Annotated in this window: 9 protein-coding genes, 1 tRNA gene and 1 other RNA gene; 4 read left to right on the top strand and 7 right to left on the bottom strand. The window is 62.2% G+C overall.

The annotated features are described in order from the left end of the window. Positions 1 to 20: 20 nt before the first annotated feature. Together DWY05_RS08790 and DWY05_RS08785 are read right to left on the bottom strand one after the other, a co-directional pair. On the bottom strand, positions 21 to 1,880 hold the full coding sequence (locus DWY05_RS08790; protein ID WP_117821423.1) for an ABC transporter ATP-binding protein: 1,860 nt from the start codon (positions 1,878 to 1,880) through the stop codon (positions 21 to 23). Then, positions 1,881 to 3,737 (bottom strand): ABC transporter ATP-binding protein, encoded by a 1,857-nt coding sequence (locus tag DWY05_RS08785; protein WP_117821422.1) that lies wholly within the window; start codon positions 3,735 to 3,737, stop codon positions 1,881 to 1,883. It lies immediately after the preceding gene. 215 nt (positions 3,738 to 3,952) lie between these two features. Between DWY05_RS08785 and DWY05_RS08780 the strand changes: the two genes are divergently transcribed. Together DWY05_RS08780 and DWY05_RS08775 are read left to right on the top strand one after the other, a co-directional pair. After that, positions 3,953 to 4,984: a hypothetical protein gene (locus DWY05_RS08780; RefSeq protein ID WP_117821421.1), complete on the top strand. Its 1,032-nt coding sequence runs from the start codon at positions 3,953 to 3,955 to the stop codon at positions 4,982 to 4,984. 300 nt (positions 4,985 to 5,284) lie between these two features. After that, the gene (locus tag DWY05_RS08775) at positions 5,285 to 6,298 is read left to right on the top strand and encodes a hypothetical protein (protein ID WP_117821420.1); all 1,014 of its coding nucleotides are present in this window, start codon (positions 5,285 to 5,287) and stop codon (positions 6,296 to 6,298) included. 203 nt (positions 6,299 to 6,501) lie between these two features. On the opposite strand, the gene ffs is transcribed toward DWY05_RS08775, so the two are convergent. The 3 genes from ffs to tadA all read right to left on the bottom strand — a co-directional run bounded on the left by ffs (position 6,502) and on the right by tadA (position 17,088). Further along, an RNA gene (gene ffs, locus DWY05_RS08770) (signal recognition particle sRNA small type) lies at positions 6,502 to 6,597 on the bottom strand. A gap of 94 nt (positions 6,598 to 6,691) precedes the next feature. After that, entirely contained in the window at positions 6,692 to 14,803 is an 8,112-nt protein-coding gene (locus tag DWY05_RS08765; RefSeq protein WP_117837246.1) for a Spy0128 family protein, read from the bottom strand. A 503-nt stretch (positions 14,804 to 15,306) separates the two neighbouring features. Continuing rightward, on the bottom strand, positions 15,307 to 17,088 hold the full coding sequence (tadA, locus tag DWY05_RS08760) for a tRNA adenosine(34) deaminase TadA (RefSeq protein WP_117821418.1): 1,782 nt from the start codon (positions 17,086 to 17,088) through the stop codon (positions 15,307 to 15,309). 51 nt (positions 17,089 to 17,139) lie between these two features. Here tadA and DWY05_RS08755 point away from each other — a divergent pair. Continuing rightward, positions 17,140 to 17,229, top strand: a tRNA-Ser gene (locus DWY05_RS08755). Positions 17,230 to 17,231: 2 nt separating this feature from the next. On the opposite strand, the gene DWY05_RS08750 is transcribed toward DWY05_RS08755, so the two are convergent. Then, the gene (locus DWY05_RS08750) at positions 17,232 to 17,816 is read right to left on the bottom strand and encodes a TetR/AcrR family transcriptional regulator (protein WP_158558730.1); all 585 of its coding nucleotides are present in this window, start codon (positions 17,814 to 17,816) and stop codon (positions 17,232 to 17,234) included. 211 nt (positions 17,817 to 18,027) lie between these two features. Between DWY05_RS08750 and DWY05_RS08745 the strand changes: the two genes are divergently transcribed. Next, positions 18,028 to 18,579 (top strand): LemA family protein, encoded by a 552-nt coding sequence (locus tag DWY05_RS08745; protein WP_082421874.1) that lies wholly within the window; start codon positions 18,028 to 18,030, stop codon positions 18,577 to 18,579. Between the two features lie 115 nt (positions 18,580 to 18,694). Here the strand turns inward: DWY05_RS08745 and DWY05_RS10140 are convergent. After that, positions 18,695 to 19,034, bottom strand: a 340-nt coding sequence (locus DWY05_RS10140; protein WP_233511298.1) for a hypothetical protein, incomplete at its 5' end; no start/stop codon positions are given.

Here is a 19,034-nt window from a genome sequence, read left to right as displayed (position 1 = left end):
TACATGCCCCACGGGCTTGCTCACTGGGCGAACTGGCTGCGGTAGAGTTCGGCGTAGAAGCCGCCTGCCGCTAGCAGCTCGTCGTGCGTGCCGCGCTCGATAATCTCGCCGTCGCGCATCACCAGAATGCAGTCGGCGTTACGAATCGTGCTCAGGCGGTGCGCCACGACAAAGCTTGTGCGACCTGCCATGAGCTCGTCGAATGCCGCTTGAACCTGCAGCTCGGTGCGGGTATCGATGCTCGATGTTGCCTCGTCCAGCAGCAGAATCGCCGGGTCGGTGAGCATGACGCGCGCGATGCACAGCAGCTGTTTTTGACCTTGGCTAAACGTGCCGCCGTCCTCGCCGACCACCGTATCGTAGCCGTCGGGCAGCTGCACGACAAACTTGTGCGCGTGCGCGCGCTTGGCGGCTTCGATAACTTGTTCGCGCGTAGCATCGGGACAACCGTAGGCGATGTTTTCGGCCACGGTGCCCTCGAACAGCCAAGTGTCCTGCAGCACCATGCCAAAGGCACGGCGCAGGCTTGCGCGCGTGTAGTCACGCGAGGAACGGCCATCGACCGCAATGCGACCGGCATCGATATCGTAAAACCGCAGCAGCAAGTTGATGAGCGTCGTCTTGCCGCAGCCCGTGGGGCCGACCAGGGCAAAGCGCATGCCGGGCTTGGCCTCGATGCAGATATCCTGCAGCAGCTTGCGGTCGGGCACGTAGCTAAAGTCCACATGCTCAAAGGCGACCTCGCCCTGCGGGGCGGCAAGTTCCACAGCATCCGCCGCATCGGGCTCCTGCTCGCGTGCATCGAGCAGCGCGAACATGCGGCGCGCCGAGGCATACGCCGTCTGGATCTGCGTAATGACGTTGGTGACCTCGTTGAACGGCTTGGTGTACTGGTTGGCGTAGGACAGGAAGATCTGCACGCCGCCCACCGTGAGCGCCGCAGGCACGCCCGTGATCACGCCCACGCAGCCGATCACAGCGACCACGGCATAGATGATGTTGTTGATAAAGCGCGTGCCGGGGTTGGAGAGCGAACCCATAAACTGCGCGCGCTCGCCCGCGGTGTAGAGCTCAGCGTTGAGGGCATCGAAGCGCTGCTGGGCGTTGGGACCATAGGCAAAGGCGTCGACAAGCTTTTGCTCGCCTACGTACTCCTCGATATGACCACCGAGCTGCCCTTGAATACGCTGCTGTGCCGTAAAGCTTTTGTTGGAAAGCTTGGCAATGGCGCCGGCTGCAAAAATGGAAAGCGGCGTGACGAGCACCACCACAAGCGTCATGGTCAGGTTGATGGAAAGCATAAACGCGAGCGTGCCCACAATGGTAATAACACCGGTGAAGAGCTGCGTGAAGCCCTGCAGCAGACCGTCGCCCACCTGGTCGACGTCGTTGACCACGCGGCTCATAAGGTCGCCGTGGGCATGGCTGTCGACAAAGCTGAGCGGCATACGGCTGAGCTTGTCGCTCGCCTCCACGCGCATGTCGCGCACCGTTTCGTAGGACAGGCGGTTGACGCAGTAGCCCTGCAGCCACTGGAAGGCCGCAGCACCTATCACGACAATCGCGAGTTTGGTAACGAGCGGCAGCAGCGCATCGAAGTCCACCTGCCCGGTGGCGACGATCAGGTCGATGCCCTCACCAATGAGGATGGGCGTGTAGAGCTGCAGAATCACCGAGATGGCGGCGCTCACAAACGACGCCGTAAACGAAATACGGTGCGGGCGAACATAGCCCAGCAGGCGGCGCGTCACCGCGCCCACGGGATAGCGCTCGGGATCACCGGGTTGGCGCGGGCCGTCGCCCAGGTCGTTGAGGTTATCGTTGCCGGACACGTTAGCGGTCATCGTGGCGACCGAACCGGAAGAAGTATACGGGTTCATCTAGCAACCCTCCTTTGAGCAAGTAGGCGCAGGGGCAGTCGGGGCGGACGCGGGCACCGTGCTCCCCTGCTGGCCCTCGAGCTCCTCGCGGCGCAGCTGCGACTGGCAAATCTCGCGATAGAGCTGGCAGGTCGTGTACAGCTTATCGTGCGTGCCCAGGCCTGCAACCGAGCCGTGGTCAAGTACGCAGATCATATCGGCGTCGCGCACGGTCGAGACGCGCTGGCTCACGATGACGGTCGTGAGCGGCAGCCCGCCCTCGGTGGCACCGCGCACGCTGCGCTCGCGAATGGCATGGCGAAGCGCCGCGTCGGTCTTAAAGTCGAGCGCCGAGGCGGAGTCGTCCATGATCAGAACCTGCGGCGAGCCCACTAAGGCGCGCGCGATGGTCAGGCGCTGGCGCTGGCCACCGCTAAAGTTCTTGCCGCCCGCCTCGACCGGGGCATCGAGCCCCTGCGGCTTGTTGCGCACGAACTCGCTCGCCTGCGCCATCTCGAGCGCCGCCCAGAGCTCTTCGTCAGTCGCCGACTCGTCACGCCAGGTCAGGTTGCTGCGGATGGTGCCGCTCACCAGCGACGCGCGCTGCGGGACGGTCGCGACCACATGGCGCAACTGATCGAGCGGCCAAGTGCGCACGTCGGCACCCATCACGCTCACGCTGCCGGTGCTCGCATCGTACAGGCGCGAGATAAGCGAGACGAGTGTGGACTTGCCGCTGCCCGTGCCGCCGATAATGCCGAGCGTCTTGCCCAGCGGCAGCTCCAGGGTCACATCGTTGACGGCGTTAGCAGCGCCCGCGCCAAACGAAAAACTCGCATGGCTCAAGCTCAGCGCGGGGACCGGAACAGCGCCACCCGCCAGTTCGCTCGGCTCGGGCAGCGCGACCGGCTCGTTGTCCTCGTCAGTGATGCTCGGCACGCAATTGAGCACCTCGTTGATGCGCGACGCGCTGGCGCTCGCCTTGGTAAAGACCACGACCAGGTTGGCGACATACACGATGGAGGTGAGGGTCTGCGTCATGTAGTTCACAAACGCCATGACCTGGCCCTGCGTAAGCTCGCCCACGTTGACCTGGATGCCGCCCACCCACAGGATGGCGCACACGCCCAGGTTCATCACCAAAAACGTGACGGGATTAAGGATTGACGAGAGCTTGCCCACCGCGATGGCGGTATTGGCCTGGTCATCGGCGGCTTGGGCAAAGCGCTCGCGCTCGTGGTCCTCGCGCACAAACGCACGGACCACGCGAGCGCCCGAAAGGCCTTCGCGGCAGATAAGCGCGATGCGGTCGAGCTTTGCCTGCAGCTGCTTGTAGTACGGAATGCAGCGCGCCATGACAAACCAAAACACCAGGCCGATGGCGGGCGTGCAAATCAAAAAGATGATGCCGAGCTTAAGGTCGATGGCGAGGGCCGCGACCATGGAGCCCACCGCCAAGAAAGGCCAGCGGATGAGCATACGCACGCCCAGCGCCACGGCGAGCTGCACCTGGTTGACGTCGTTGGTGATGCGGGTGATAAGCGACGGCGTGCCAAAGCGATCGAGCTCAGCATAGCTCAGTTTGTTGATGTGCCCGTAGAGCGCGCCGCGGATGTCGGTGCCCATGCCCTGTGAGGTGAGCGCCGCCATCTTTTGGCAGACGAGCGTAAACGAGATGCCGATCACGGCCATGGCGGCAAGTACCATACCGTAGTGGACGACGGCGTTCACGTCGTGCGAGCCAATGCCCTTATCGATCATCTGGGCAATCACCAGCGGCGTCAGCAGGTCAAAGATCACTTCGATCAGCTTGCACGCAGGGCCAATCACCATATACCGGCGAAACTTACCACCAAAACGCCTGAGCAGCTCAATCATGTATAGGCGCTCCCTATCATCATCCACACTCAATTCGAACCATGATAGTACCGCCACCCCAAAAGAAGCGTAAACAACTCGTCATTTCTAACGGGATTCGGTTTCCAAAGAAGCGGAGGGGCACGCGCACGCCCAGCCAGTGTCGGGTCGACCACTTGGTATACTTACCTTAGTGCTACCAGCTGAGTCGCCAACCCTTGAAATGAGGTGCCGAGATGAACGACATTCTCGCAAGAAGAGCAAGACGAGCAACCGTGGGCATCGCCCTTCCCGCGGCACTTGTCGCGGGAATCGCCCCCGCAACGGCGATCGCGGCAGAAACCAGTTCCCCCACCGGTGCAGTTGCCTTGCAGACGGAAGACGCGGCCGCCGCAAAAGAAAAAGCGTATGCAGCCATGCAGGAAGCGCTCAAAAACCTCGAGGCCGCAAAAGACGCCGCAAGTCCCGAGAAAATTGCGAGATTCAATGATGACATTGCCCGTTTTCAAGAGCTCCGCGACAAGATGGTGGCACAAGCCGCCGAATTGAGGGAATCCCTTCCCGCCATGCAAGCGGACGTCGATGCAGCCCAAGCCAAATACGACGGGGCCATCAACCGGGTAAGCGAGCTCCAGGCAGAATTAGACAAGAAACTTGAGGCGCTTAAGGAACTCGAAGCACTCGGCGACGAGGAGCTTGTCGAAACTGTTAAACAGCAAATAAAGCAGTTGCGCCAAGAGATCGTAACGGCAAAAGCGCGAGTTGACTTTTGCGAAATGGAGCTCCGCAAGGTCAAGGGCCGCCTCGAAAGGCAGGAAAGACAAGTTAATGACTGTGAACGTGCTGCAGAGAAATATAAAGCCCATACCGACCAGTTCATAGCCTGGCGAGATGCGCTCCTCGACAATTTGAAAAAAGCGCAAACGGCCTATGACGACGCCTGCAAGGCATACGAAGAGGCAAAGGCCGCGGCAGACAAGGCCACCTCGCCCGAGATAACGCAACCGACCGAGACGATGCCTCCCTCCAACTCGGCGCAACCGGCCGAGGCGACACAGCCCACCGGCTCGTCCGCGACCGGCAAAAATACCCCGCCAAGCTCCATCAAGCAGGCGAACTCGAACAGCGGCAAGCAAGCAGATACGACCGCCGGCAAGCTCGCGAACACGGGCGACGCAGCACCGAGCGCAATCGCACTAGCAGGAATCGCCGCCGCAGGCCTCGGAATAACCGCCACAGCCACACGCCGCCTCAAGAACTCAAAATAGCCGCCAGAGCATACCATCTTCGCCAATCCACAAGCCAAGAGACAAAAAGAGGCCCGTTTCCCCAACCCATGGAAACGGGCCTCTTTACTTGAAAAAACAGATGGCAATGCCGCCGTCTCTTGTACCACGCAGCCATCAATGCCCAGACAACACTAGCAAGCCGCGTTCCTTAAGGGATAGATTTAATGGCTGTTAATCAAGAGGTATACGCGCACGCCCGATCAATGGCGGGCAAACCGCCTGATATACTTACATTAGTGCTACCAAGTTAGTCGCCGACCCTTGAAATGAGGTGCCGAGATGAACGACATTCTCGCAAGAAGAGCAAGACGAGCAGCTGCGGGCATCGCCCTTTCCGCGGCACTTGCCGCGGGTATCGCCCCCGCAACGGCGATCGCGGCAGAAACCAACTCCCCTGTCGATGCAGTTGCCTTGCAGACGAAAGATGCGGACGCCGCAAAAGAAAAAGCGTATGCAGCCATGCAGGAAGCGCTCAAAAACCTCGAGGCCGCAAAAGACGCCGCAAGTCCCGAGAAACTTGCGGAAATCGATGATGACATTGCCGCTCTTCAAGAGATCTACGACAAGCTGGTGGCGGAAGCCGCCAAATTGAGGGGACCCCTTCCCGCCATGCAAGCGAACGTCGATGCAGCCCAAGCCAGATACGATGAAGCCCGTAACCGGACAAGCGGCCTTCAGGCAAAATTAGATAAGGTACTTAAGGACCTCGGCGACGAGGAGCCTAGCAAAGCTATTAGCGAAACTATTAAGCAGTTGCGTTCGGAGATCATGGCGGCAAAACGGCAAGAAGAGTTTTGTGAAGAGGAGCTTGACCAAGTTCGGCATAGGCTCGAGAGCCAGGAAAGAGTGATTAATAACCTTGAAAGTGATGCGGAGAATGTCAAAGCCCATATCGACGAGGACATAGCCAAGCGAAATGCGCTCCTCGGCGATTTGGAAAAGGCACAAGCGGCCTATGACGACGCCTGCAAGGCATACGAAGAGGCAAAAGCCGTGGCAGACAAGGCCACCTCGCCCGAGGTGACGAAACCCGCCGAGACAACGCCTCCCTCCGGCTCGACGCAACCGGCCGAGACGGCACAGCCCGCCGGCTCGCCCGCGACCGGCAAAGACACCGCACCGAGCTCCGCCAAGCAAGCGAACACAAGCAGCGGCAAGCAAGCAGATACGACCGCCGGCAAGCTCGCGAACACGGGAGACGCAGCACCGAGCGCAATCGCACTCGCAGCAGTCGCCGTCGCAGGCCTCGGAATAACCGCCACAGCCACCCGCCGCATCAAGTACCCGAAATAGTTTCCAACATCCGGATCACGTAGCCACCGATGTTTTGGCGCAGCCAGCGAGCGACATCCAGGGCGAACAAGTTGGCATGAAAAAGGCAGGGCATTGACCTTCTGGTCATGCCCTGCCTTTTGAATGACAAATTGTCGCCCTGGATGGCGCGCAGCGTCGAGCATTGCGCGGTTTGGTAAAACCGCGCAAAAAGAAAGCCCGTGCGCTCGATGGATTCGGATGCCCGACAGAGGCTCCTTATGGCTGCTTCCTTCCGGACCTGACCAGATTCGGAACATGTCGTCATCCGAACCCATCGAACGCGCTAGGCGCTCGGTATATCTTACCTGCTCCCGCCCGCCGCGGCAAGTGGGGCGAACCCATCGGATGGATTCGCCCCACTCGTCCATATCGCTAGCGGCGCCTGCGGTACAGGACCGCGCCGCCCGCTGCGGTCAGCGCGCCGATGCCGGCCATGGCCGCGAGCGCCTCGATCGGCAGGCTGCGGTCGCCGGTGTCGGGCATGCCGCCCTTGGAGCCGTCGCCGCTGGAGCCGCTGCCGGAGCCGTTATCTGAACCGCCGCCCGAGCCGCCGCCCGGCGTGCCGGGGTTCTCGGGGGTGCCGGGGGTCCCGGGCTCCTCGGCGTAGCTGTTGGTGAAAACCGGCGGCAGGTTGGCGTCGCCCTCGTAGGAGACCTTCGCCGACAGATAGCCCGTCCTGGTGCCGTCGGCCGCCTCGTCGCCCACCGTGACGACGATCTTGCGCACCGCCTTGTCGTAGGTCACGTGCGCCTGGCCGTCGTCGACCTCGCTCACCGTGAAGGTGTAGGTGCCGGCCTGCTTGAAGGTCAGCGCATCGAACGTGACGCTGCCATCGGCGGCATTCTTGGCGGTCGACATGACCTTGCCGTCCCGGCTCTTGAGCTCAAAGCTAAACTGGTCCGCCTTGAGCTCGGCGCCCTTGAGCACCTTGGCGGCGCCCAGCTTGAGGGTGACGGGTGCGGCCTCGTAGCCGTTGGTAAAGGTCACCGAGGTGTCGCCCGTGGGATTGCCCTCGGCATCCGCCAGCTCGTGCTTGACGGTGAGCGTGCCGTTACCGGCATCGGTGACCGTCGTGCGCACGCGGTACGTCGCCTTGTCGTACGTCACGCCGCCCGCCGTGCCGGCGACCTCGCGCAGCTCGTAGCTGTGCATGCCGGGCGCGGTGTAGGCGACGGGGCTGAGCGCGACCGTGCCGTCTGTGGCGTTCTTGCCCGTCGCCGCGACGCTCTCGCTGCCGTCGGCGGCGATCTCGACCAGCTGGAACTCGAACTCGCCCTCGACCAGGTCACGGCCCTTGAGCTTCTTGCTCACTTTGATCTGGTCGGTGACGGAGCTCGGCGTCGGGTTCACGCCGTAGGTGTTGGTGAACTCGAACGCGCCCTTGCCCTCGGGCGTGCCCTCTGCGGGCAGGACCCCCGCGACGAGCGTGCCCGCGTTGGTGTCCTCGACGACGCTGACCGTGAAGGTCCTGGTCGCCGTCGCGTCATTGGCCACGCCGTCGACCGAACCGGACTCGCTCACCCGGTAGGCAAACGTCTTGGTGCGCAGGCCGTCGCCGTCGATCTCGACGTCATCGAGGTCGCTCGGCTGCTTAAACGTGACATGGCCCAGCTCGACGTTGCCGGCGGCGTCGTTGGTCGCCTCGGTCACCGTCTTGCCCGAAGCGTCGACCGGCGCGGGCGCGCCGTCCAGCGGCTCGATCTTAAAGGTGTACCTGCCCGCGATGTCTCCCTGCGTGAGGCCGAGGCCGGCCTGGCCGAGCGCCAGCGTCTTGGTACCCGCGATGTCGACCGTCGCCTCGCCGGCGCTATAGCCGTTTACGAACGACAGCGTGCCGTCGGAGCCCTCGGGGTAGACCACGGCCACATCCAGCCCGCCCTTGCCGTCATCGGTCACCTTGACCGTGATGCCGAAGCTCGACGTGGCCGCCGTCACGCCCGCGGGCAGCCGGTCCGTGCCGTCCTCGGATACGGTATAGGGAATGGCCCAGGAGCCGTCGGCGGCCCTGGTGGCGGTGCCGTCCGCCACCATCTGCCCGAGGGCGCCGGTGGTGTAGGCAATGGGCGAGAACGCGAGCCCCGCGGCCTCACCGTCGCCGGAGGCCCGGTTGGTCGCAGTCGCGACCACGTCGCCCCGGGCATCTCGGACGGAGAACGAGAACTCGCCCGCCGCCGCGGCGCGGCCCGTCAGCGTCTTGGTGGCGTTGATGGCCACGTTGCCCTCGCCGCCGAGCGTTCCGGTGGCCTCGTAGGAGTTCTGGAACGCGACCGTCACGGGCGCGGGCGTCGCCGCGGCGTCATCCGCCGTGGAGACCTCGCTGCGGGCGACCTCGACACCGTCCTTGGCAACCGTGGTCGTGACCGTGAGCTTGCCCGTCGCGGCGTCGTAGGCGGGCGCGATGGTCACCGTGCGCGGCGCGGTGTCGTTGGCGTAGCCCTTGCCGCCGAGCTTGGTCTCGGTGACGGTGAAGCGGTAGGTCTTGCCCGCGTCGGCGTCGGTGAACTTCACGTCGCTGCCCGCGGTCCCGCCGATGATGTCCATCAGGTCGGCCTCTCCGTCATCGGCCGCGGAAACGGTATAGGCGTCCCTGCCGGTCTTGAGGCCGAGCTTGGCGGCCGTCTCGGCGTCGGCGGTCACGGTGAAGGCGAACTGCCCCGCCTCCATGGCGCGGCCGGAGAGCGTCTTGGACAGGCGCACACCCGCGCGGGCCGAGTAGTCGAGCTTGGTCGTGTAGGTGTTGACGAAGTCGCCGCCGCTCGCCTGCGCGATCGCGGGCGTCGTGGCCGTGAGGTTGCCGGAGCCGTCGTCGGTCACGGTCACCGTCATCGTGGCGGCGTGGCCGTCGTAGGCCACGCCGGCGATGGCGGAGCCGTCATCGGGCCTGACCTCGCGCACCGTGTAGGTGAAGGTCTTGGCGCGCACGCGCTTGCCGCCGACCTCGGCGAACCCGGCGTCCTTGATGTCGTCGAGCGTGTAGCGGATGGGGCCGAAGTCGAAGGCGACCCTATCGCCCACCTTGGTGCCGGCGGCGGCCGTCACGCTGACGGTCTTGGAGCCGTCGGCAGAGCCCTCGGGCATGGGGGCGCCGCCCTCGCCCGCGAGCGTGAACTGGAAGCTATCGCCCTCCGCCCAGTCGCGGCCCTCGAGCGTCTTGGTGAAGAGCCCCGCGGTGGAGACGTCCCTGCCCTCGGTGGCCGTTCCGTACGTGTTGGTGAACGCTGCAGTCGCGCCTGCCTCGGTCACGGTGCCCTCGGCCCCCTCGGCCGTGGTCGCGTAGCCCTCGGCGGCATCCTCGGTCACGGTATAGTGCGCGCCCACGGGTAGGCCGGAGATGATCTTCTCCCCGCCATCCTTAAGCGTGAAGTTCGCCTTGCCGTCCGCGAACGTCACGGCGTGCTCGCCCTTGCCGAAGGTGCCGGAGACGGGCTCGCCGTCCCCGTCGGTCAGCGCGACCGTAAAGCCGAACTCTCGCTGGCTGTCGCCGCCGACGACCGTCTTCTTGACGGTGAGGCTGCCCTCGCGGGACACGCTGTTGTGGGTCGTGTTGGTCTGGGATTCGTTCTCCCCCACCTTGACCGTGGCGGTGTTGGAGATGTCGTCGACCACGGCGGCTTCGGCGGAGACCTTCACGTCAAAGCTGAGCGTGCCCGTGGCGCCCGCAGTCTGCTCGCCGAGCGACCAGGTAAGGGTGCGCGTCGCGGCGTCGTAGGCGGCACCGTCGGCAGAACCCTCAACATAGTTAACGCCCTTGGGCAGGACATCGGTCACCGTCACGTCAGCCGCCTGCGCGGCGCCCCTGTCGTCGACGCTGTTATTGGCCCAGCCGATGGTATAGGTGAGGGTATCGCCCACGCCCACCAGCCTGCCATCCACATCGACCTTGGCGCCCGAGGCGTCCGCCTTGGTGACGGTCTTGGTGTTGTCGTGCGGCGTGAAGGTGTTGGTGAAGGTCTTCTTGCCCCGCTCGTTGGAGATCTCGGCCTTAAGGCCGGCGCCAGTCTGAGTCACCGTGATGTCGAAGGTGTAGGCGTGCGCATCGTCCTCGATCAGGACATCGCCGCTTGCTTTCTCGGTCACGGTCGCGTGGTAGGTGCCCAGATTGGTGAAGCTGAGCTCGCCAAAGGAAACCTTGCCGTCCTTGTCATTCTTCGCCTCGATTGGGTAGCCCTCGAGAACATTGCCCGCACCGTCGGTGAGGGAGAGCTCAAAGACGAACTCTCCCTCCTGGAGGCCGGGCTTGCGGCCGCCCGCGAGCACCTTGGTGAGCTCGGGGACGGACGCCGTGGCGGGGGCGGGGTCGAAGGTGTTGGTGAAGGCGGCGGAGGCGACCTGATCGGCCGAGATGGAGCCATCGGCCCTGGATCCCTCGGCTCCGTTCACCGCGGTCGTGTAGCCCTCGGCGGCACGTTCGGTCACCGTGTAGGCAGTTCCCGCGGGCAGCCCCGTGATCCTCGCCGTCTGGCCATCTTTGAGCTTGAGGGTCGCCTTGCCGTCCTCGAACGTCGCGTCACCGTAGGTGCCGGACACTTTGCGGCCCGCGGCATCGGTGGCCTCAACCGCAAACTTAAATGTCTTGTCCGCGTCGACCGCCAGGCCCTCGCGCGCCACGACGGTCTTGGAGACATCGAGCCCGCCCGTCTTCACAGTGTTGGTCACGGTGAAGCCGCGCTCGGCGTCGCCGGTGACCTTCGAGCTGTAGCCCTCGACGGGCACCTCGGCCACGGCGTAGTCGATCGCGGAGCCGGACTCGGAGTACTTGGGCAGGCCCTCGAAGGAGTGCTTCCAGCTATTGGACTTCGACAGCTCGGCCGACTGGCCGGCGTCCTTCCCGTCGGCGAGCAGGCGCACGGTGGCCCTCTCGGCCGCCGGGCCGACCCACTTCTTCTCGACGGGCACCGAGACCTTGGCCGTGGAGGTGTTGGTCACGGTGAAGCCGCGCTCGGCGTCGCCGGTGACCTTCGAGCTGTAGCCCTCGACGGGCACCTCGGCCACGGCGTAGTCGATCGCGGAGCCGGACTCGGAGTACTTGGGCAGGCCCTCGAAGGAGTGCTTCCAGCTATTGGACTTCGACAGCTCGGCCGACTGGCCGGCGTCCTTCCCGTCGGCGAGCAGGCGCACGGTGGCCCTCTCGGCCGCCGGGCCGACCCACTTCTTCTCGACGGGCACCGAGACCTTGGCCGTGGAGGTGTTGGTCACGGTGAAGCCGCGCTCGGCGTCGCCGGTGACCTTCGAGCTGTAGCCCTCGACGGGCACCTCGGCCACGGCGTAGTCGATCGCGGAGCCGGACTCGGAGTACTTGGGCAGGCCCTCGAAGGAGTGCTTCCAGCTATTGGACTTCGACAGCTCGGCCGACTGGCCGGCGTCCTTCCCGTCGGCGAGCAGGCGCACGGTGGCCCTCTCGGCCGCCGGGCCGACCCACTTCTTCTCGACGGGCACCGAGACCTTGGCCGTGGAGGTGTTGGTCACGGTGAAGCCGCGCTCGGCGTCGCCGGTGACCTCAGAGCTGTAGCCCTCGACGGGGTCCTCGGACACGGTGTAGTGCGCGCCCGCGGGCAGGTTGGAGAAGACGCCCTTCCAGTCGTTGGACTCGCTCAGGGTGATCGAATCGATGACGGTATCGCCGTTCTTGAGATTTACTTTGACCTTATTAGGATGGGGAATCCTGGGGTTCTCCCAGACCTTTTTGATGGGAATGTCGATGTTCTCGGACTTGCCGATGATGACACCGCCGTTGGCGCCGATGCCGCCTCCCCGCTCGGCCGTATTGCCAGAGATCGTCAGCGACGTCTGACCGCGGCCGAGGTTATACACATCCTCGCTCATCACAGATTTAAGCGCGACGTTCGGCGTGGCGTCGGTAAAGGACAGGGGCTCGCCGTTGCCACCGTCGGGAGAGAATCGCGGGATTTCGGTGTTTGTTTCCGCATAAGTGCCTTCGGGGTTAAACAGCCCACCGTCTCTGTACCAGCTGACCTTTCCGCCGCCCGGAGCGCGGTTGGCCAAGGTCAGTTTGTATTTGGCGTCTTTGAAGCCGGTGAAGACGAGGTCGTCTCCCGCCTCATCGGCCGAGTTCCTGGCGATCAGGCCACCGTTCTTGACGTAGACCTTGGCATCTCCGGTCGGGCAGAACCACATGCCGCCGCCCTGCTTTTTCGCATGGTTATCAACAACGAGAGCGTTTTCGATATGAAGCGTGCTATAGACGAGATACTCGTTGCCTTCGCTATATACGCCGCCACCCATATTCCGAGCAGTATTGTCCTTGATCTCGCCCGCACTGAGCTTGACGTCATCTGAATAGGTATAGATGCCTCCGCCGGCGGAAGCGGAGTTACCCGATACGGAGCCACCTTTCATAGTGAAAGCGGTATGGTCCCTACCACCCTGCTGCAGGCCGCGATCGACCACGCACACTCCGCCGCCTTTGCCATCAGAATACGCAATATTGTCCTCGATCTTGCCGCCCTTGAGGGTAAACTCGGCATTCCCTTCGACGTGCACTGCGCCGGAGGGAGTTCGATTCCCAAGCTTATAGCCTCTGTTGCGCACAAGCTGACCACCGGTCATCTCAAAGGAGGTTCTCTGGTTACGAGCCTCGCTGTACATGACCACCGCGCCGCCCTGATAGCCGGCGTTATCCTCGATACTGCCGTTACTCATCTCAAGGTGGGCATCGCCCATCAGCATGATGCCGGTAGACGAAAGGTAATTACCATCGCCGTCTGCGGAGAAAGACACGTGATTCTTACGGATAACGCCGCCCTTCATGACAACATGAGCGCCGTCTTTCGCGTGGACAGCGCCGCAATACGCGTCCTTAAGTTCGCACTGCTCGATAACGCCGCCCGTCATGGTAAGCGAAGCCTTGTCTCCCGACACGTCGATGACACCCGTATTGACGGTGTTCGCAGCGCCGTCGCACACAACGGCCTCGTCAGAGAGCACAACCGCTCCCCTGCTAGAAATAATGGCGCCCTTGTTGTAGCGACCACTCAGGGACACTTTCCCCGACAGCTCGAGGGATGCCCCCTCGGCAACATTGACCAGTACGGAGAAGCCGCTTTTCTTTGCCAAGATGGTATAGGGCTCATCCGACGTGATCTTAATCATCTTCCCGGCAGGAATCGTGAGCGTGGAGCCAAGCTTCACGTGCTTTTTCAGGGTGATGACGGTTTCCTTGTCATAGGGGGCCTCGTCGACCAGATCCTGAAGGGTCTTGGTGCTGTCATCGCTCACGGTACCGCCGACGCCGTCATCGATGGACTCGCGCGTGTAGACGATATCGACGCCAAAGAACGGGAGGTTCTCCGAGCCTTTGATGTCGTCCATGCTGTTTTCGATTGTGATCTTTTTAACCGTGCTGCCTTCAAACATACCCGAGGGTATTTCGGTGAGGCCGCGCCCGATCGTCACATCCTTCACGCCACCTACGCCCGAGAAGGCCGCCGTGCCAACGGAAGTCACGGAATCCGGAATGGAAAGCTGCTCCGGCAACGTGCCGTAATAGAAGGCGTAGTTGCCAATTGTCTCAAGTGTCCTGGGAAGCTGGACGGCGACGTTGCTCTGGATAAAGGCCCACTCACCGATACTCTTCAGGCTGTCGCAAAGCCCCACGATCTTAACCGGTGTGTAGCAGAACGCATTGTCCGGAATGTTCTGAAGCGAGGACAGATCCACGGACGCCTGCAGATTTTTGCACTCGTAAAAAGCCCCCCAGCCCATCTTTGTCACCTTGCTTAGATTGGGCACGCTCACCAGGCTGGCGCACCCCTGGAAAGCAGAGGATCCGATGCTCTTCAATGTGCCTGGGAAATCGATCCCAGTCAAACTCGAGCAAGTCCGAAACGCCCCATCCCCGATGGACTCGATTTCGCTCAGCGCGGTGACGGACGTGAGAGAGGTGCATCCGTCAAACATGTGCGAGGGGATCTTGGTAACCGAAGCGGGCAACGACACGCTTGTCAGAGACGTGCAGTCTTCGAACACGCCCGTTATGGTGTCGGAGAAGGCGACATCTTTTGGAAACTCGATGCCTGTGAGGGCCGTAGCCCCCTCGAAGGCGCCCGAGCCCGAAATCATTTTGAGGGTTGAGGGGAGATCGATCTCCGAAAGGTTGCTGCAGCCATAGACCATCATGTTGGCGCTAATCTCCTCGACGCCCTCATCGAAATAGAGCTTTTCGAGCGAGCCAGCGTTTTGCAGCGAGCAAGCGAAGTTCTTGATGGAGCCAGGGATATGGAGCTCCTTGACCTTTGCGAACCTCCGGAAATTCCCTCCGTACATTTTTTCGAGCGTGTCGGGAAGCGTCAGCTGCTCAACGTTCTTGGCCACGATACCAGACGAGAAATAAAGTTTGGTGACTTTGTAGGTCTGGCCACCATGCTCGATGGAGCTGGGCACACTCACCGCGGTCACACTGTCGTCGGCAACAATACCTGTGATTTCCGCCGTGCCCTTATCCGTGGTCTCGCACGAATAGGTCACGCCGTCCTGGGTGATCTCAAACTCCTCCGCAGTATACGCAGTCCGCGATGCCGTGGCCGCATATGCGACACCGGCCGTCGCGCCAACGGATAAACATCCGAAGCCGAGAACCAGCGCAAGGCAGAGAGCAGCGACTCTCCGCCCCCCCCCGCCGAAAACTTTCCTCTCCAATTCCCTTCTCCCCCTCTGGTGTCGCCTTCTCTTCCCAAGAGCGATCTATTGATTAGGACAGTTTAAAGACAACATTATGCCCAAAGAGGCCCATCATGGAGATAATCCACGTCTTCGCCCGAAATGGTAATTAATTGGCAGGATTAATTGGCGAACAACTGAACGAAAGGCAATCTACTAATGGCACATAAATGGCGGCGTCAACACCTGAAGTGCATAGTCTCCGATCCCCAGACAACACCATCGAGCGCCGCAAGGCGCAGGATTGATTTGTTCAGATTCACATGCCTTTACGGGTGATTTTCTAGCCCCGTCCCAAAATGACTACTTTTCTAGATTCGGCCGAGGTCGTAGGATCGAGCGGCAGACTCGCCGGCGCAGATGAGGTTGGTTGTGGCTTCTTGCACACCGAGCGCCTGGTCGAGGGGCATGGGCTTGCGGCAGATCGGCAAAACCAGGTCGACGCCCTGCCCATACACCGCATCCAGGTTGACGGCGCGACCGCCCACGACGGCGACCACCGGCTTGCCATAGCGCTTGGCACGGCGGGCCACACCCACCGGCGCTTTGCCGGCGGCGGATTGCTCGTCCATATTGCCCTCGCCCGTTATGACCAGATCGACATCCCGCACGCGCTCGTCAAACCCAATCAGATCGAGCACCGTCTCCACGCCCGAACGCAGCTCCGCGCCGAGCGCCAGCAGCGCGGCGCCCAGGCCGCCGGCGGCACCTGCGCCGGGCACGCCGAGCACCGAGCCAAATGTCCGTGCGCCCTCGGGTGTGCGCAACAACCCCTGGGCCCGAGCCTCGACAATTGCCGTATCGAGCAGACGACCGTAGCCGACCATCCAGCTGTCGTACTTGCCCAGGGCCTCGGCATCCCCCGTCGGCAGACCCTTCTGTCCGCCGAACACCGCAAGCGCGCCGCGACGCCCCACGAGTGGGTTCTCGACATCCGAAAGCACAACGATACGAGCGCCATCCAAAGCCTGCAGCGCGGGCGCCAAATCAACGCTCGCCACCTGCTCAAGGCCGGCAAGACCGGGGGCGATATCGCAGCCCCGATCATCGACCACACGCGCGCCCAGCGCCTGCAGCATGCCGGCGCCACCGTCGTTGGTGGCACTGCCGCCCAAACCAATATAGAGTGTCTTTGCGCCCTTGCGAACCGCGCGAAGCATGAGCTCGCCCACGCCATAGGTTGTAGCAGCCAGCGCCGACGACTCCGTGCAAGGCGAATACCCAATGCCAGCCGCCTCGGCCATCTCGATGACCGCGGACTCGCGCTCGACATCAACCAGCATCCGGGCAGACGCGCTCTTGCCCAAGGGACCTGCTACCTCGCAGGTCACAACCTCACCGCCGCACGCGGCAATGGCGTCGAGCGTTCCCTCGCCGCCGTCTGCCAGCAGCAATGTGCACACCTCGGCATCGGGCCAAACGCGGCGCACGCCTTCGGCAACGACCTCCTCTGCCTGCGCACTCGAAACGCTGCCCTTAAAGGAATCAATCGCCAGCAGCACACGGCGAGGCCGGCGGCACGCGGGGCCAAAGTCAACCGCCGCGCCAGCATCCTCTTCGGCACACGCGAGCGCCTCAGCATGAGCGACATGCGCCTCAAGATCGGCCCCGCAACCGCAGCCAGCACCATCGACGTCACGCAGCCCACTAAAATAGTCGCTCAACACCTCACGACACTCCTCCGCCAGCACGCCGGCATGTACGTTAAACCGATGATTCAGGCGCGAATCGGCATTCAGGTCATACAGCGAACCCAGCGCGCCCGCCTTGGCGTCGCTCGCGCCATACACGCAGCGCCCCACGCGCGCGTTAACCATAAGGCCTGCGCACATGCAGCAGGGCTCGAGCGTTACGTAGACCGTGCAATCGGAAAGGCGCCAACGACCGAGCGACCGAGCGGCAGCGCACAGGGCCGCGAACTCTGCATGAGCCGAAGGATCCTGGTCGAGCTCGCGCCGATTGTGCGCCCGCGCGACAATCTCGCCCGCGCGCACCACTACGGCTCCGATGGGCACCTCGCCCACCGCAGCAGCGGCGCAAGCCTCCGCCAGCGCCTCGCGCATGAACTTCTCGTCGATTTCGGTGATCGTCATCGTTCGCCTTCCCTGTTGCAAATTCAAAACGATGCTATCATTACGACTCACGGAGAGATGGCAGAGCGGTTGAATGCGGCGGTCTTGAAAACCGTTGAGCGCGAGAGCGTTCCGGGGGTTCGAATCCCCCTCTCTCCGCCACTTTAGTGATTCACCGGTGTCATGGTCCGCTCGAACAGCGCATCGACCACGTCGGCCATCTCAGGTCGACGCTCCAAATCGTGGCCCGATTCCCACCATATCGTGAAAAGTCGAATAATACCGCCGGCGACAAACTCAGACGTCGTCTCGAGTGACACGGGGGCCAGGGCATCCTCGGCAAGCACGTTCATCACACGCTCGCGGATGGAGCGGGCAATGCGGTCGCAAATAACGTTGGTCAACATGCCCGACATGCTGCTTGCCAAAATGTTATCCATGAGCTGCTCGTGCGCCAGAATCAAATCCATGGCATCGTCCAAAATCGCGTGTCGAAGCGCGCGCACGTCCTCGGCAGACACTGCGCCGGCCTCATCGGGCTGTTTTTGAGGCAATCCCGACATGAGCTCATCGATATAAAAGGCAAAGTAATCGTTCTTATCGCGAAAGTGCTTGTAGAACGTCGTGCGGCGAATCATGGCACGGTCGCACAGCATGGCAACCGTCAGGTCCTCAAAACGATGCTCCTCGAGAAGCTCGGTGAAGGCACCGAACAGGGCGCGGTAGGTTTTCTTAATGCGAAGGTCCACTGGTATCGCCATCCTCAGGGCAAAGACAACACTCGACAATCTGTCGCATATCTTACACCTGTACCTCGCGCGCTTTGCCCCGGTGCCAACCCCGCCGAAAACATAACGCTTACCGGAAAGTTCGGCACGGCAAAACGTTGCGGGTATACTAGTAGCGTTATACCAACGGCAGCTGGCGCATGCCGCCGCGGCCATTCGAAACGGAGACATCATGATTACCGTCATCATCGGCATCGTTGTTGTCATTGTGATTGTCTGCGCCATCGCCGGCATCTACAACAACATGGTCACCAAGCGTAACCGCATCGATAACGCCTGGCAGAACATCGATACGCAGCTGCAGCGCCGCAACGACCTGATCCCCAACCTGGTCGAGACCGTCAAGGGCTACGCCAAGCACGAGCAGGAGACGCTCTCCGCCGTGATCAGCGCGCGTAACACCGCCGTCAAGGCCACCACGCCCGAGGCCAAAATGGAAGCCGACAACGTGCTGACCGGTGCGCTGCGCCAGCTCTTCGCCGTGGCCGAGGCCTATCCCGATCTTAAGGCAAACACCAACTTTACGCAGCTGCAGGCATCGCTCGAGGATACCGAGAACAAGATTAGCTATGCACGCCAGAGCTACAACGACTGCGTGCTCAGCTACAACAACGCCATTCAGACGTTCCCGGCTGTCATCTTTGCCGGCATCTTCCAGTTTAAGGAGCGCCAGGGCTTCGAGGCCGCCGAAGCAGCCCGCCAGGCCCCGACCGTCAAGTTCTAGTAGTTTGGCAGCGCATCCTAAATCGGCTATATGCATAAACCGCCCCGTCGAATGCATACTTCGACGGGGCGGTTTCCTTTTTCGCGAAGGTCCCCCCTCTAAGCGCCGTGCATTTTTAGGAGTATTCAACATAACCAAGGGCTTCGGGCGCCACGATAAATGCCAAAGACCGCGAATATCCCTGCAAATCAAACGCTGCCAGCCCATAACCCCGCCCATCATTCGTGGAAAACGTCGAGAAATCCCGATTTTTCGCCCGAAGTCGGTATGCAAGGGCCTTCGATTGCAGAATACTCGCATAAATGCACGTCGCCACCACCCCCACATGGCGCGAACCAAAACAAAAGCGCGGCCTTCCTTTCCGGCGCACTCCGCAGGACGAAAGAACCCCCGCCGCACGTAGTGTGAACTGCGCCCCAATTCTTGGACGGGCTAATAAGCGGCCTACGCCGCAC

The sequence above is a fragment of the Collinsella sp. AF23-4AC genome (genome assembly GCF_003462685.1).
Lineage (GTDB): Bacteria > Actinomycetota > Coriobacteriia > Coriobacteriales > Coriobacteriaceae > Collinsella.
This window is presented reverse-complemented; position numbering and strand designations above follow the sequence as displayed.